We start from the raw sequence: 14,570 nt of genomic DNA, 5'->3' as shown, positions 1-14,570 counted from the left end.
AATCTAGAATAGTATAGTACTAACAGGAGGTATACGAATGGCTTATAAGCACACAAACTCAAAAGGCATTACATACTACTTGCATAAAACCGAAGTCACGCTGCGCGGTGGCAAAACGCAGACAATTTATTTTTTCGCCAAGGTTGAAAAGAACGCCAAGGGCGAGCCATGCGACTTGCCAGATGACCGGATCGTTACCGAAAATCCACGCAACGGCTTTTTGACGATCAAAAAGAAAAAATAAGCACTTGCATTATACACCTGGTTGCCGGTACAATAGTATCAAACAAACAGGTGCCTCAAAGACTCTCGCTCATGCGGGAGTCTTTTTGTGGTGAGGGGGCTATGGAGCCGAGATAGTATTGCTTTTATGAGTAAAATATGATATTTACTAGTTATGAGCGAACTATCGCAGACTGGTGAGCGGGACCGTAAATTGACCGCGGAGGAATGGGAGAAGGTTGAGAGGGATGTTGACATGGGCTACCTGTCATATGATGATGCGTGGAGGAAGTTGGGGCTTGAACCGCCGCCTGATCAGAACGCCCCCTCAAATAGCCAGCTATCGTCTGGTCAGAACGTCTCTGCGGATAAGAAACCGCGACCTCACCAACGCAGTTATTTTGCAGCGTTTGATACACGTACTGGGGATGCTATGTCGGCCTATGTATCAAAGCAAGAGTCGTCGGATGATAAATGGGGAGAAATTAGTAGGCGTGGAGCTGCGATGGCGCGCGCTGCACTCAGGAACGCGTGAGCGGCTTGACGGCCAGCAGTGGGGGAAATTGACGGCACTTCTCACTCGGCCGCTTTTACGGTATAATATCGCTCATGGGGGTGTAGCTCAGCGGTTAGAGCAGCGGGCTCATAACCTGTTGGTCGCTGGTTCGATCCCAGCCACCCCCACCAAAAGTGTCATGTTAGAACCTCCGGCCATTGGTCGGAGGTTTTTGGTTTTGTCAGGGGTCGTGACGCCACCCCTTCAAGCGCAACCATTTCCGGAAGTATCTTGGTAAAAGCATCTATGTGAGTTAAAATCGTCTCTAGGAGAATACGTAGGTCGATGCACTTGAGAACAAATTTGCAGTGGGCGGAACGCCCGTTTGGTGAACGAGAGCGCCCTTTTGGTCGAGAACGAAGTCTCGTGGCTGCGCTTGATGTTGAGTGGACAAAGAATTTCCGGGTTCGGGGAGCGTCAAAACCGTTTTGCTACTCATGGGCCATCATTGACCTTGCACATCTTGACTCACTGGAGGATCAAAGTCTGCTTGAATTTGGATTCAAGTCAGTCTATCTGGAATCAGAAGACGAGGTACCGCGGCTTCTGGAAATGATCGAGTCAGATATCGCTTCCTCGCGGACATTGTCCAGCGTGACCTTTGCGGGTCACCAACTCTGTGCCGATTTGTCAGTGCTGAAACGGTCGTCGCCAATTGCAACGGAACAAGTGGATTGGCTGTACGACCAGTGGAGAGAGCGGCGGCAAAATCAGGCGGTAATTGACACGAGGTACGATATCGATCGTCTGACGCCGATAGCCAGCCGGCGCCTCGTCGCTGTGGCTGAGGATCTTGGGCTTGATGTGACGCAGCCAGAACTTGCAAAAGGCTCGATGACCAGGCCACACAAAACCTACCTCGAAACACATCAGGCGGATATTTTTGAAAAGCTTGCCGTACTCAATCTTCGCCACAGCTTATCGACGGCGCTTATTGCCGCCATATATCTCGGCGCTGCGTGCCCGCGCCCCTTGAATGTTAACAACCTCCTGAGCGACCATCTGGCATGTGATTTTGATTATGTGAATTCTTCTGAGTTTGCGGAACTGGTGCATTGAGATCGTTTCAGGCCGTCGGAATGGACTGGTAATTTCGCCAGATTGCTACGAGCTGGTTCCTCCTAATTTTTAACCATCCATGCTATAATCAAGTATTATGACGGAGCATTTACAGCCAACTCAACCAGCAGCACAAGAACAGTCTGTGACGTCAGCGGATGGAAGGGCGGAGGCAATATGTAAAGGATGTGGTCGGCCATATTCGCGTGCGCGCAAGAAGAAGCTCGGGAAGAGAGCCTTGAAAATGGACGCAGAGGAGGCGCCTAAAGTGCCAAAACGACGGTTTGAGACAGCTGAAGAACTCGTGCGTGATTTTTCTACCAGACATCCAGACATAGCGGCAAAAATTCGACGAAGATTATCGCCTGAATGGGAAGCCGAAACATGGAAGCGTATCGACAAGGACTGGAATTTGCGTACTGTGGATGACCTTCCATAGGGTACTATCATAAAATTCCTCTGCATACTCGCCCATCTTGACTAACCCCACCTGACCCCTCATAATATAGCCATACCTTCTGATAAAACCAACATGAACATGCTGAAACTCAAACGATTTTGGTACCACGTGCGTCACGATTATTTGACGCTGAATAATGTTGTGGTTGCGGCGGCGGCGCTGATCGCGCTGAGTTGGGCGTGGGGGTCGATCGAGTCGATGCAGCGCAATTATGAATTGCAACAGATGGTCGATCAAAAAAAGTACCAGCTGACGGTCGAGAAATTGCGCACTGAACTGTTGGCATATGAATCAAAATATTATGAAAGTGACGAATACCTCGATCTCGCAGTGCGCCAGCGCCTCGGCCGTGGCTCGCCCGGCGAAAAATTGCTGATCGTGCCATCAACCGACGCGGCCAAGCAGCAACCGACCGCCCACAATACGCCGCAAAAGCAACCGACCAGTAACTTCCAGCAGTGGATCAATTTCCTCTTTGGTGCGCGGCGGACGAGTCAGAACTTGCAAAAATAATTCGTGTTTGCTAAGATGGACAATGTGCCGCGGGGTAGAGCAGCCTGGTAGCTCGTTTGGCTCATAACCAAAAGGTCGTAGGTTCAAATCCTACCCCCGCAACCATGTTTATTGATTTTTCGGCCTCATGAGTTGAGGTCGTTTTTGTTTTTGATACATGTGAAGTCGTGGTGTAAATTGGCTGGGGTGGCTACGTCTAGCCTGTTTGACCTGGTCATGCTATATTAGAACATCATGACAGAGCGTCTAAGTTCATTACCTCAACTACCCACTAGACGGTTTCCTCCAGAAATCGATGCCCAGTGGAGGAGTCAGATTTATAGAGATTTTAGAGAGAGCTACTCTGATGGTTTGAGTAATTCGAGGTCGCCAGAGTATCGGATGTACCTCGGGGCAATTGCACGCGCCAATAAGGCGAGAAATCAACTCTTGAAAGAAAATCAATTCCTGACGACAGAAGAGGCTGTCAAAGAACTTGGTGGTGGGGAGTATGCTTCCAGCATTACACTTGCTGCGGTGCGCCGCGGTAGCGTTCTTGCAGTTCCTGATCACGGATATCACCTTTATCCGACCTTTCAGTTTGATAGTAATAGAGTATCGCCGTTGGTAGGTTTACTCCATGATGTGCAGATGCAACGTTTGGACGGGGAGAAGCCCGATCCTTGGGACTTATTAACTTTTTTCAGTGTTAGAAGGAAGCTTCTCGGGGGTGCGGCCTTAAAGGATTGTCTGTGGAAAGAGAAATTTGCAGAGGCCTCTCAATACATTGTTGAGAATGCTCTTGTTTAGCATTCATCTACATGTCTCATTGATCCAGTCAAGGTATAGCTGTGATCCAGCAGTGATATCGAACGAGGTTATCTTTACCGCGTCATAGTCATGGAGCGATCATACCACCCCGACATCACGCTGCCAATTTCCCCGCCGCAATACGCACCGCCTCTGACCAGGCAATGAAACAGTTTGGTGTGCTCATCAGTTGTTTGGCGGTCAGGCCGTGACGGATGGCGAGGCTGAGGCCGGTCATCAAGTCACTGGCGCCTGGTGCAACGATGGTGGCGCCAAGCAGGACGCCTTTTTTGTCGCTGATCAATTTGACAAAACCACTGCGCCGGTCGGTGATGTTGCTGCGAGCGGTCAAGGTCAGCGGCGCTAGGGCGATAGTTATCTTCAAGTCACGGCGCAGGCAATCGTCCTCGTCCAGTCCCGTCCGGGCGATCTGCGGGTCGGTGAATGCGATCGTCAAGCGCGGTGTATCGTCAAGCGCGATGAAATTACGGTGTAGTAGGTTGTGTGCAGCGGTGCGGCTGTGGCTGAGGATGGTGTGTGTCTGTGCCTGAAGGTCGACGACGCTACCGGCCGCAAAGATGTGCCGCGCCGAAGTTTGCATCGCTTCGCTGACTTGAATGCCATGTTCGGTATATGCCACGCCCGCATTTTCTAGGCCAATGTCGGTCGTCGGCAAGCGATCGTCGGCGATGAGGATCTCATCAACGCGCACTGAATGTTGCTGGCCGCCACGAGCGTAGGTGACGCGCTTTGCGATGCCGTCTTTCTGTACGGTGACCAGCTTTGTCTGGGTGAGGATGTTCATGCCGCGCTGTGCCTTAGCATCGGCGGCGATCAGCTCGCCAACTTCCTGGTCAAACTCGGGCAAGATGCGCCCAGCGGTTTCGGCGACATACACCTTACTACCAAAGGTCGAGAACAAATATGCCAGCTCCATCGCCGTTGTGCCAGAGCCGACAACGAACAGCGTTTTGGGTGGGCGCTTGAGCGAGAGGATGGTTTGTGGTGTGTGATGGGCCACTTCGTCGAGGCCCGGGATGTGATCATCACGCCAGGTTGAGCCGCTAGCGATCAGGAATTTGCGCGCCGATAAGTGGCGGCGGCTGACGGTAATCTCGTTGGGGCTGAGAAAGTGGGCGCTGCCGGTAAAGACGCTGATGCCCTGTTTCTCGTAGTAACTGCGGTTGCCGCCGGTGCCGGTGCGCTTGATGGCGGTGTCCTTCCAGGCGAGCAGTGACGGATAATTATAGCCGACTGTGCTGGTGCGCAGACCGAACTTGGCCGCTGTTTTGGCCTCGTGATAAACGTCGGCGGTATAGAGCAGGGCGCCAGTTGGAATGTCGCCCCAGTTCGGGGATTCGCCGCCAAAGGTACCGCGCTCGATGATGGCGACTTTCTTGCCAGCGCGTGCCAAGACGGTTGCGGCTGGTGAACCGCCAGCGCCGCTGCCGATAACAATTACATCATAGTCAAAAGTTGGTTTTTGTGCCATGTGCCCCCTACATGATCGTTTTATGGTGTTGATAAACAAATGCTGCGTCGGTGTGTAGTTTCTGCAGTAACTGCGTCGCGCGGTGTCGGATGTCGTTTGTGGTAATTTCTGGTCGGGTCTCGCACCAGCTCATCACGCCCAGGGTGACTGATTTGGCGATATCATCAGCTTGGCCTTCGGGTGTGCGGATACTCAGGCAGGTCGCCATGATAGAGTGGTGGAGTTTTGTCGGATCAAACTCTTCGCTCGGTCGCTTGCCGCGCTTGATGACATCGATGGTTGGTCGGTTTGGGTGTCCTTCTGACATCAAAAACCTCCGTAGCTGACGATGCCAAGTACTCGATCAACGAACAAAAAGCCGCCCAAGATGATCAAGCTGCCGCCAGCTGCAAATTGCAAGAAACGTTTATGCGCCATCCGCCACTGTTGTAGGTGGGCGAGGGAATGGCCGCTACCGACCAACACTAAGACGACGACCAGTGATAGCAGCGATATGACGACGTAAAGGGCGATGGCGATGAGCCGCCACTCGGTTGATGGTAATAGGACGGTCGCCAGGCCCGCCGCCGCCATTGGCCCGATAATGAACAGTAATTCAGCCACTACGCTGGCCATCCCGAGGCTAAAGGCCTCGGCGCTATGGCGCGTTGCTTTTGAGCGTTTTGATAGGTAGGTCGCGAAGCTGCGCGGTAGCCACAAGGCTGTACCTTCGCCCCGTCGGTAGTACACCGCCCAGGTCGCCACGCCCAATCCAACCATCAGCCCGCAGACGATGGCCGCCACCAGCTGCTCGACCTGAGCAGCGTGATGAATGACCAGCGACAGGTAGTAGACGATTGCCGATATCAGCAGCGCGGTCAGCACCAACGCCCCACACACGAATCCGTTCATCAGTCGCAATACTTTCCGGCGGGCGGTTTGCTTGCCGAGGGAGTGGCCACTGAGTAAGGTCAAGACGCTGACGCTGAGCTGAAAACTAGCGTGGATCAGTGCCGAGAAGGCGACGATGGCGAGTGATGAAATAATAGCCGGGGTCATGTTTGTGTAAAATCCTCTCCCTCCAGTTTATCACAAGCGGTTTGCTGAGGGAAGCCGGTGGGAGCATTGGGCGGGTAATGATGCGAACTGTCATACTATTGCACTTATGTCAAATGTGTGCTATAGTAAAGCCACGGTTTAATAAACACAGAAAGGCAACAACATGGATATCACTGAGCACGAGCTTGGGCAATTTTTAGCTGCGGTCAATAATGACCAGCTGCGGACGTGGCAGCGCCGGCGGACGTGCGAGGAGTTGCGTTCACTGGTGATGCGGCGACTGGAACTGCTGGACGAAGAAGGCGTGGAACTAGCAGCTTAGTTGCCGGGGCGAAATCTGCTTGGCCTTATTTGATTAGCAGTTGAGGCCCCGCTTGATGAGTAGGCTTTCGAGGCGGTTGAGATTTTGCGCCTCGTTTGGTACAATTGGTGACGTGTGGCACCGTAGCTCAGCTGGTTAGAGCGCAGGACTCATAAGCCTGAGGTCGGTGGTTCGGGTCCACCCGGTGCTACCAGAGTTGTTTTTTATCCGCGGTCTGTATGGGCCGCGGTATTTTAATATGTGGATGACACATTGCGCACGCTATTGCAAGAGTTGACGATATGATAATATGCTTGTGAAAATAAAACTTGAGTTAGCTCATGACATCTCACGTATCATTTGGGCGATTGCTCGGGCAAATCGTTCATGCCCTGCTGCTGTCCAGTGTAGCCCATCCATACCAGCTTCGGCGCATGTGTTGGCGTCGAAAAACGCAACACCGTGCTTAGCGGCATAAGTTCGAATTTTTTCAGGCAGTGCAGTTAATGTCGCTACGGCTGTTTCGTCAAAGTGCCAGGCCGATCGCGGCACGATTGTCTCGTTGAACAGCCCAGTAGGATCTGGGATGAGTGGTGCAACCAGCAGTGGTGTGACATCTGATTCGTGACAATATGTTACGTAGCGTGCCAGTGCCGTCACGATCGCCTCGGCTGGTCGCTGGTGGTAGAGCTGAGCATCATTTGCTCCCAGCATGATGATAGCGATGTCGGGTTGATGACTGGCTAGGCACGGCGGAAAGTACGTCCAGCCATTTCTCGACGGCTTGGCTGGGTCAGGATGATCAAGGTCAGTCCGCCGACCGCCCAGTCCCTCCTCAATGACATAATATTGGCGTGTCTCATCCGCTAGTAGCGCCCCCAGTCGCCGCGGCCAGCGCACTGACTCGTCATATCGCGCGTTCGTATCGGGCCGCTGCCCAAAGGTGTTGGAATCACCAAAGCAGAGGATGGTTGTCTCGTACATAGTGAGTATTGTATCACGTACCCCCGCAGTATGTGTCATAATATCCTCATGAGGCGACTGATTGCGGTATCGGGTGGAGTGGACAGCGTGGTGCTCCTCGACAATATATTACGGCATGGGCAGGACGAGGTAGTGGTGGCCCACTTTGATCATGGAATTCGGGCGGAGTCAGCGGCTGATGCGCGGTTCGTGGCGGGGCTTGCCTGCCGGTATAATGTGCCATGTGTTACCAGGCGTGAGGAATTGGGGCCGGCAGCCAGCGAAGATGTGGCGCGTCAGCGGCGGTATCAATTTCTCTTTGACGCGGCGGCACGCTGGGGTGGGCGGGTGACGACGGCCCATCACCAGGATGACGTGATTGAGACGATAGCGCTCAATCTGCGGCGTGGTACGCGCTGGCGGGGCTTGGCGGCTATGGGCGATCAGCGGATTGAGCGGCCGCTATTGGAATGGACGAAGCGAGATATATATGATTATGCGCTGCGCCACCGGCTGGAATGGGTGGAGGACGCGACGAACCAATCAGACGCCTATCTACGTAATCAGCTGCGCCGACAGCTGCAGGCAAGGTTGACTGATCAGCAGCGGGCGGCGCTTGGTCGGTTATGGCACCAGCAGCGGCAGTTATGCCGAGAGATTGACCAAGAGACGCTGCGGTTGTCGCCACGCCTCAGCAGTCGTTATTTTTGGGCGCATATCCCAATTGAGCCGGCGCGCGAGCTACTCCACCGAGAAGTGCAGCGACTGACTGGTGTGTCGCTGCTCTCAGCACAGCTGGATCGACTGCTGATTGCTATCAAAATTGGCCGAGCAGGAACCGTGTGGCAGCCGGCCGCCCACGTGCGGGTGAAATTATCCGTAAAAAGTGTTACAATAAAACGAGTGACTCGCTAGGACGAAAGAGAAAGGATTATGTGACGTATGGCAGGAAAGACGCCAAAGAATACCAAGAAAGGGATCGGGCAGGTTGCTCGGCTGGGGTTGTTTTGGGCAATCATTGTGTTTCTTGGGCTGGCAGTGTACGCGGCGCTGTCACCAAATAGCAACTTGAAGAATGTGGCATTGACCGACGTAGTGCGCCGGGCAAATGCCGGGGAAATTGCCAAGATTGATATCCAGGGCAATGATTTGAAAATTACCCCCAAAGGTCAAAAACAGCCGACCGAGAAATCAGTCAAGGAATCCGGCAGTACGATTTACGAGCAAGGTTTGAACAAGGACGCCAAGGTCGAAATTAACGTTCTACCGCCATCGCAAACCGGCGAGGTGCTGTGGAATCTGACAGTGATGATCGTGCCGGTAGTGATCATCGTGATCTTCTTCATGTTCATGATGCGCCAGGCCCAGGGGCAGAATAATCAAGCGATGGGCTTCGGCAAGAGCAAGGCGCGGCTGTACGGCGAGGACAAAGAAAAGGTGCTGTTTGAGGATATTGCTGGTAATGACAATGCCAAGCAGGATCTGCAAGAAGTCGTCGATTTCTTAAAGCATCCAAAGAAGTACAAGGAACTAGGTGCTAAGATTCCGAAAGGCGTGCTGCTGGTCGGTAATCCGGGTACTGGTAAAACCATGCTGGCGCGAGCGGTAGCTGGCGAGGCGGGTGTGCCGTTCTTCTCGATTTCTGGTTCGGAATTTGTGGAGATGTTCGTCGGTGTTGGTGCTAGCCGGGTACGCGACCTTTTCTCAAAGGCTAAGAAAAATGCGCCGTGTATCGTCTTTATCGACGAGATTGACGCGGTGGGCCGCAAGCGCGGCTCGGGTATGGGCGGCGGTCACGATGAGCGCGAGCAAACCTTAAACCAAATTCTGGTGGAAATGGATGGCTTTGATGGTGACACTAATGTGATTGTACTGGCGGCAACGAACCGGGCGGATGTGCTCGATCCTGCGTTGCTGCGCCCGGGGCGGTTTGATCGGCGAGTGACGATCACCCTGCCGGAGCGTAAAGACCGCGAGGCAATTCTGAAAGTTCATTTCAAGAAAAAGCCGACTGACGAAACGGTTGACCTGGATAAATTGGCCGCCAAGACAGCTGGCTCATCAGGAGCTGACCTCGCTAATATGGCTAATGAAGCAGCGATTATCGCCGCACGTCGCAATAAAAAGAAGATTACCAACGAGGAATTGACCGAGGCATTTGAGCGGGTAGCCATCGGGCCAGAGCGCAAGGCCAAGGTGATGAATGACCACGAGAAGGAGTTGACGGCGTATCATGAAGCTGGCCACGCCATCGTCGGTCACGTCTTGCCAGACTCTGATCCAGTTCACAAGGTAACGATCATCCCGCGCGGCGGTACCGGCGGCGTCACCTGGTTCTTGCCACCAGAGGATAAGAGCTACACCAACGTCTACGAGTTCAAGGATATTTTAGCCCGCGCCATGGGCGGCCGGATCGCCGAGCAGATCATTTACGGTGATGACGGCATTACCACGGGCGCTGGCTCAGATCTGCGTAAAGCCACCGAGATTGCCCGCGATATGGTGATTGAGCAGGGTATGGGCAAGAGCTTGCGCGACCAAGTGTTCCACGAAGATAACGGCGGGCTGATGTTTGATAAGATGACCCGCGAGCGGCCGTACTCGGACGAGACTGCTAAATTGATCGATCAGGAAGTATCGCAATTGATCACCGAAGCCAAGCAGCGGGCAATGCTGGTACTAAAAGCCAATCGTCCATTCCTTGACAAATTGGCTGAGGCGCTGCTCAAAGATGAGACATTAGAAGAAGCGGCGGTGGACAAGATTCTTGCGGGAACGAAACTGCCAAAGGAAGCAAAATTGCACGCATAAACTGCTATGGGGCGTGTTCGTAACGTTGTCAACAAGATCAATCAGCGGCTGACAGTCAAGTTAGCCGCCACGATTTTAGCGAGCTCAATGTTGCTGTCGAGCCTGCTGGGGCTGCTGCGCGATCGCTTTTTGAACGCGGCGTATTTCCCGAACGAGAAGGCTCACTTGGCTGGTTATCCGGTCGGGCTGGATGCCTATACGGCGGCGTTCATGGTGCCGGATTTTATGTTTGCGATTTTGGTGTCGGGAGCGCTGAGCGTCACCTTCATACCGGTATTTAACGAGCGGTGGGTCAAGGGTAATAAGCAGTCAGCTTGGCAAATCAGTTCGAGCATGATTAATTTGATGGCGCTGGTGACGCTGGTAACGAGCGTTCTAATCATCGTTTTTGCTGATCCGCTGATGAAATATCTGATCGCACCGGGCCTGAGCGAGGCCGGTCACGCGTTGGCGGTCAGTATGATGCGAGTGATCGCGGTAAATCCGCTGATCTTTGCGGTGGCGGCGGTGATCGCCAGCATCCAGCAAGCGGTCGGTCGCTTCACCTTCTATGCGCTGGCGCCGATGCTGTACAATGTCGGGATTATCATCGGTACGTTGTGGTTTACCAATGGCATCAACCTGTTCGGCTGGCAGATCTTTGATGGCGGCATTATGGGCGTGGCGCTCGGCGTGGTGCTCGGGTCGGTGCTGCAGCTCATCGTCAGTGCGGTTGGATTGATCGGCCTCGGTTTTGATTATGATTTCAAGATTTATTGGCGCAACCATGGCTTTCGCAAAGTCTTGTCGCTGCTACCAGCCCGCTCAATTGATCAGGGGATGGATTATGTGGTTAGCCTGGCCGAAGTCAACTTGGCGTCGCGGATGGGGGACGGTGTCATTCGTCGCTATAACCAAGCATTGACGCTTCACATGATGCCGATCAATCTCATCGGCGTCGCTATTTCTAATGCTGCCTTTCCGCAGCTAACTGAACGCCTCGCCTCAGAGCGGCCGGATCTATTTCGCAGAGACCTGCGGTCATTTCTCAGGACGGTAATCTGGATGATTATCCCGATCTGTGTGGTGACATTTTTCGCCCGCGGCTACATAGTACACTTTATCAATAATAATGGCGATCCGGTCATGGCGAACATTCTCGGTTGTCTGGTGATGGCGATTTTATTCAGGACGGTGTATCACATGGTGGCGCGCGGATTTTATGCGCAGCAGGACACCAAGACGCCGATGTATGTGTCGATTTTTGCGATTGTGTTGAATGTGGCGCTGGCGGTGATACTCGGCTACTACGCGAAACTTGGCCCGTATGGTCTGGCCTGGGCACAGTCGATCGTGGCCTTTGTCGAGGTGGTGATTTTATGCGTTATTTTAGGTCGGCGCATGCCACAGCTGTTTGATGCGACATTTGTCAAAGCGGTCGCCAAGATGGCGTTAGCCGCGGTGCCGCTTGCGGTGGCGTGCTACGTCAGCGTGTTGGTAATTCCGTTCCGGGCGTCGGATGATAGTTTTTTGGGGGCGCTACCCAAGTTTGGGGCAATTACGATTTTCAATTTTGTCGTGTATGGTGCGCTGTCCAAGTGGCTAAGGCTACCAGAAATCGACCCGGTTTTGGTGCGAATTAAACGTCTGCTGTTTTCGCGATTTGATATGAGCAAGTTGAGGCGCTGATGAAACCGCTGACCAGTATTCGTAATTTTTGTATCATCGCTCATATTGATCACGGCAAATCGACGCTGGCCGATCGGATGATGGAGATGACGGGGACGGTGGAGAAGCGCGAGATGAAGTCGCAGTTGCTGGATAGCATGGATTTGGAGCGTGAGAAAGGCATCACTATTAAGCTCGCGCCAGTGCGGATGAAATATGAATATCAGGAGGTGAAGGTGAGTGGCACATCACCGCTCCCATCGTCGAAGACTCTTGCAGAGTCTTCACGTCGGTCGCTAGACGCGGGTCCTGCCAGTCGATCTGCCCCTTCTTCTGAAAAATCAGAGATTTCTTCAGAAGCGGGCGCTACCCCATCGACTGCCACCCGCTTAACGCAGTCTGACTCTCGGGTTTGTGCAGATGTTGGCGTGAATGGGCTGGTTCAGCCAACTGTCTACGATCTCAATCTCATCGATACGCCCGGCCATGTTGATTTTAGCTATGAGGTGTCGCGTAGTTTACAGGCCTGCGAGGGCGCGGTATTGGTGGTTGACGCCAGCCAAGGCATTCAGGCGCAGACGCTGGCGAATGTATACTTGGCGATGGAGCAGGATCTCACGATTATCCCGGTACTCAACAAGGTCGATTTGCCAGCCGCTGATGTGCCACGGGTGTCCAAGCAGGTGATCAATTTGCTGGGCTGCGATGAAAGCGAGATTATTCATATTTCTGCTAAAACTGGGCAGAATGTTGATCAGGTTTTGGAAGCAATTGTTGAGCGCATCGCACCACCGACTTCGCCACTGGCAGTCGAGTATCCTGATATCACACTGACTGATCTTCCGCCTCGGGCGCTGATTTTCGATAGTTATTATGATGATTACCGCGGGGTGATTTTGTATGTCAGGGTGGTTGACGGACAGATCAAAAAAGGTGAATCAATCCACATGATGGCGACTGGCGCTAATGGGCTGGCGCTGGAAGTTGGTCATCTCAGTCCTGGTATGATCCCCGACCCGTCGCTGGATACCGGTGAAATTGGCTACATCGTCACTAACCTCAAAACCACTCGCGAGGCACGGGTGGGCGATACGGTAACCTTAAGTAAATACTGTAATCTGTAATTGATGATGAATAAATTTCCGTTAATAAAATTTACTAAATAGGTAAATAGCTAGTGTTTGATTGTAAAGATAAAACATGCTAGTATACTCGATATGAAAGAGTCAAAGGAGATTTTTCTGGTGTCAGCAGAACTGCCTGGTTGCGGCAGCAGTACTATGACCCGCGCTATAGCAGAAGGGTATCGCGGCGTAGATGGGGGGGGGTGAGGTGTATGTTGTTAATATTGGTCAATCTATTCGACAGGCACTTGGTGTAGAAACAGAGGAGCAGCTTAAAGAGAAGTTAAATCAGATTAAGGACCCTGAGGCCTTTGATGCTCAGTTTTATCAAAACCTCCCAGAAGACAGGACTTGTGTCATTGATGGTAAGCTAGCAACTATAGCTGGACTTAGGTATATAGAACCTACCGATAGAGAGATAGTTACTGTAGACCTAACGAGTCATCCGCTGATTAGCGCTAAAAGGATAACTCAACGTGAGACCGGGCAATCTTTTCCTGAGACGGTATTGAACCGTGATAGTTTAAGAGGCCTATTAGCTCGATATGTGCTTATACAAGAAAGAGCAACTCATGATTCTGTAATGCGTTCACGGATGGAGAGTAGAGACCAAGGTCGGCGGCCTAATCGAACTCATAAAATTAATTCAGGAGAATTATCTTATCATGAGGCTGTAGGCCTTGTTGTGCCTGGCGAGAGCGATAGGCAAGGTGTGCCAGACTGGGAGCTGGAGGCTCTTTGGAAAACTGTGCGAGACCTGCAAATCGCTAGAGACACATTGGGGAGTAAGGTCCATCCAGCAGATGATAACCATTTTAGATATAACTTTGAGAGTATAAAGTATAAGATAGATAGACTTAGTATTATGATGGCTGATACCGCAATCTTGTCTATTCGGCATGATATAAAAGATACTGTCATTGACGGATGGTCGAGCTTGATGATGAAACACACTCCAAGATTTTTTATTGATCATGGTGGCAATTTATCTGTAGATAATAGGTCTCAGCGATGGACTCCAGAACACTATAAAATAGCCGAAGCTTGGCCTATATTTAGTACTTTGCTAAAAGATAAAACTATCCTTGATCCTTTTGCTGGCGCAGGAACGTTGGTTAATTTACTAGCTTCACGAGAGATCCCTAAAGAGGTGTATACGACTGACTTGTCTTATGAAGACGGTAGAGAGCTAGAGGGGTTGGGCAAGTTTTATGCTCCTAAATTAAATCGCAAAATGTGGGAATTATTGTTTGATGATTTACCATCTTGGTATAAGCCTAGTCGCTCTATTATTAAAGAACCCATAGCTAGTGACGTACGAGTACTGCCGTTTGAAGATAAGACTATAGATTATATTGTTACTGATCCTCCGTATGGTAAAAATTGTTCTGGTGGGTGTGATTTGTTGGTAGATTCAATAAATGAAATGAGACGGGTTACTCGGGAGGGTAGTATATTGCTAATTCCAACAGATTGGGTAGATAAATTGCAGACTGCGGGTATAGAGGTCAAGCAGTTAACTCTGGATATTTCACGGGGGTCGTCTAGTTTAGCGACTTGCTATGTTTATATTCCATCAAGTGTAAGTTAATTAA

At 51.8% G+C, this 14,570-nt stretch carries 15 protein-coding genes, 3 tRNA genes and 2 pseudogenes; 15 read left to right on the top strand and 5 right to left on the bottom strand.

Translation table 11 applies throughout. From position 1 onward, the window contains the following. The first annotated feature begins 37 nt into the window (after positions 1–37). The 8 genes from FBF27_04020 to FBF27_03985 all read left to right on the top strand — a co-directional run bounded on the left by FBF27_04020 (position 38) and on the right by FBF27_03985 (position 3,599). Entirely contained in the window at positions 38–244 is a 207-nt protein-coding gene (locus FBF27_04020) for a hypothetical protein (protein QJU09546.1), read from the top strand. A gap of 153 nt (positions 245–397) precedes the next feature. Further along, positions 398–757, top strand: coding sequence for a hypothetical protein (locus tag FBF27_04015; GenBank protein QJU09545.1), 360 nt, complete (start codon positions 398–400; stop codon positions 755–757). Between the two features lie 76 nt (positions 758–833). Continuing rightward, positions 834–909, top strand: a tRNA-Met gene (locus tag FBF27_04010). 154 nt (positions 910–1,063) lie between these two features. Next, entirely contained in the window at positions 1,064–1,837 is a 774-nt protein-coding gene (locus FBF27_04005) for a hypothetical protein (protein ID QJU09544.1), read from the top strand. Between the two features lie 97 nt (positions 1,838–1,934). Then, positions 1,935–2,276 carry a hypothetical protein gene (locus tag FBF27_04000; protein ID QJU09543.1) on the top strand — a complete coding sequence of 114 codons (342 nt, stop codon included), beginning with the start codon at positions 1,935–1,937 and terminating at the stop codon, positions 2,274–2,276. 93 nt (positions 2,277–2,369) lie between these two features. Beyond that, positions 2,370–2,810: a hypothetical protein gene (locus FBF27_03995; GenBank protein QJU09542.1), complete on the top strand. Its 441-nt coding sequence runs from the start codon at positions 2,370–2,372 to the stop codon at positions 2,808–2,810. Positions 2,811–2,838: 28 nt separating this feature from the next. Beyond that, a tRNA-Met gene (locus FBF27_03990) sits at positions 2,839–2,915 on the top strand. A gap of 324 nt (positions 2,916–3,239) precedes the next feature. Continuing rightward, on the top strand, positions 3,240–3,599 hold the full coding sequence (locus FBF27_03985; GenBank protein ID QJU09541.1) for a hypothetical protein: 360 nt from the start codon (positions 3,240–3,242) through the stop codon (positions 3,597–3,599). Between the two features lie 3 nt (positions 3,600–3,602). Here the strand turns inward: FBF27_03985 and FBF27_03980 are convergent, their stop codons facing one another. The 4 genes from FBF27_03980 to FBF27_03965 are packed head-to-tail and all read right to left on the bottom strand — an operon-like array spanning position 3,603 to position 6,129. Then, a complete protein-coding gene (locus FBF27_03980; GenBank protein ID QJU09664.1) occupies positions 3,603–3,671 on the bottom strand; it encodes a hypothetical protein in 69 nt (22 codons plus the stop codon). 43 nt (positions 3,672–3,714) lie between these two features. Continuing rightward, entirely contained in the window at positions 3,715–5,091 is a 1,377-nt protein-coding gene (locus FBF27_03975; GenBank protein ID QJU09540.1) for an FAD-binding protein, read from the bottom strand. Positions 5,092–5,098: 7 nt separating this feature from the next. Further along, positions 5,099–5,398, bottom strand: a complete 300-nt coding sequence (locus FBF27_03970) for a hypothetical protein (GenBank protein QJU09539.1) — start codon at positions 5,396–5,398, stop codon at positions 5,099–5,101. Next, positions 5,398–6,129 carry a hypothetical protein gene (locus FBF27_03965; protein ID QJU09538.1) on the bottom strand — a complete coding sequence of 244 codons (732 nt, stop codon included), beginning with the start codon at positions 6,127–6,129 and terminating at the stop codon, positions 5,398–5,400. Before FBF27_03965 ends, FBF27_03970 begins: the two co-directional genes overlap by 1 nt. A 438-nt stretch (positions 6,130–6,567) precedes the next feature. Here FBF27_03965 and FBF27_03960 point away from each other — a divergent pair. After that, positions 6,568–6,644, top strand: a tRNA-Met gene (locus FBF27_03960). A gap of 125 nt (positions 6,645–6,769) precedes the next feature. Here FBF27_03960 and FBF27_03955 read toward each other — a convergent pair. Then, positions 6,770–7,453: a hypothetical protein gene (locus tag FBF27_03955; protein ID QJU09537.1), complete on the bottom strand. Its 684-nt coding sequence runs from the start codon at positions 7,451–7,453 to the stop codon at positions 6,770–6,772. Between FBF27_03955 and tilS the strand changes: the two genes are divergently transcribed. The 6 genes and pseudogenes from tilS (at position 7,445) to FBF27_03925 (ending at position 14,566) form a co-directional block, all read left to right on the top strand. Further along, complete coding sequence (gene tilS / locus FBF27_03950) at positions 7,445–8,308, top strand: tRNA lysidine(34) synthetase TilS (GenBank protein ID QJU09536.1); 864 nt, start codon at positions 7,445–7,447, stop codon at positions 8,306–8,308. The two genes, FBF27_03955 and tilS, sit on opposite strands and share 9 nt — an antisense overlap. 27 nt (positions 8,309–8,335) lie before the next feature. Beyond that, positions 8,336–10,204, top strand: a complete 1,869-nt coding sequence (hflB, locus tag FBF27_03945) for an ATP-dependent zinc metalloprotease FtsH (GenBank protein QJU09535.1) — start codon at positions 8,336–8,338, stop codon at positions 10,202–10,204. 36 nt (positions 10,205–10,240) lie between these two features. Further along, a complete protein-coding gene (murJ, locus tag FBF27_03940; protein ID QJU09663.1) occupies positions 10,241–11,872 on the top strand; it encodes a murein biosynthesis integral membrane protein MurJ in 1,632 nt (543 codons plus the stop codon). Next, positions 11,872–12,072: pseudogene (locus FBF27_03935) on the top strand (GTP-binding protein LepA). Before murJ ends, FBF27_03935 begins: the two are co-directional and overlap by 1 nt. A gap of 240 nt (positions 12,073–12,312) precedes the next feature. After that, positions 12,313–12,975, top strand: a pseudogene (locus FBF27_03930) (GTP-binding protein). Between the two features lie 193 nt (positions 12,976–13,168). Beyond that, entirely contained in the window at positions 13,169–14,566 is a 1,398-nt protein-coding gene (locus FBF27_03925; GenBank protein QJU09534.1) for a hypothetical protein, read from the top strand. Positions 14,567–14,570 lie beyond the last annotated feature (4 nt).

The sequence above is a fragment of the Candidatus Saccharibacteria bacterium oral taxon 488 genome, assembly GCA_013100805.1.
Classification (GTDB): Bacteria; Patescibacteriota; Saccharimonadia; order Saccharimonadales; family Saccharimonadaceae; genus Nanosynbacter.
Note: the sequence above shows the minus strand (reverse complement) of the source record. Positions and strands in the feature narration are given on the sequence as shown.

Excerpts from the sequence above, each read along its gene's own strand:
- FBF27_04020 (QJU09546.1), top strand. The coding sequence starts at position 38 with ATGGCTTATAAGCACACAAACTCAAAAGGCATTACATACTACTTGCAT.
- FBF27_04015 (QJU09545.1), top strand. The coding sequence starts at position 398 with ATGAGCGAACTATCGCAGACTGGTGAGCGGGACCGTAAATTGACCGCG.
- FBF27_04005 (QJU09544.1), top strand. The coding sequence starts at position 1,064 with ATGCACTTGAGAACAAATTTGCAGTGGGCGGAACGCCCGTTTGGTGAA.
- FBF27_04000 (QJU09543.1), top strand. The coding sequence starts at position 1,935 with ATGACGGAGCATTTACAGCCAACTCAACCAGCAGCACAAGAACAGTCT.
- FBF27_03995 (QJU09542.1), top strand. The coding sequence starts at position 2,370 with ATGAACATGCTGAAACTCAAACGATTTTGGTACCACGTGCGTCACGAT.
- FBF27_03975 (QJU09540.1), bottom strand. The coding sequence starts at position 5,091 with ATGGCACAAAAACCAACTTTTGACTATGATGTAATTGTTATCGGCAGC.
- FBF27_03970 (QJU09539.1), bottom strand. The coding sequence starts at position 5,398 with ATGTCAGAAGGACACCCAAACCGACCAACCATCGATGTCATCAAGCGC.
- FBF27_03965 (QJU09538.1), bottom strand. The coding sequence starts at position 6,129 with ATGACCCCGGCTATTATTTCATCACTCGCCATCGTCGCCTTCTCGGCA.
- tilS (QJU09536.1), top strand. The coding sequence starts at position 7,445 with ATGTGTCATAATATCCTCATGAGGCGACTGATTGCGGTATCGGGTGGA.
- FBF27_03955 (QJU09537.1), bottom strand. The coding sequence starts at position 7,453 with ATGACACATACTGCGGGGGTACGTGATACAATACTCACTATGTACGAG.
- hflB (QJU09535.1), top strand. The coding sequence starts at position 8,336 with ATGGCAGGAAAGACGCCAAAGAATACCAAGAAAGGGATCGGGCAGGTT.
- FBF27_03925 (QJU09534.1), top strand. The coding sequence starts at position 13,169 with ATGGGGGGGGGTGAGGTGTATGTTGTTAATATTGGTCAATCTATTCGA.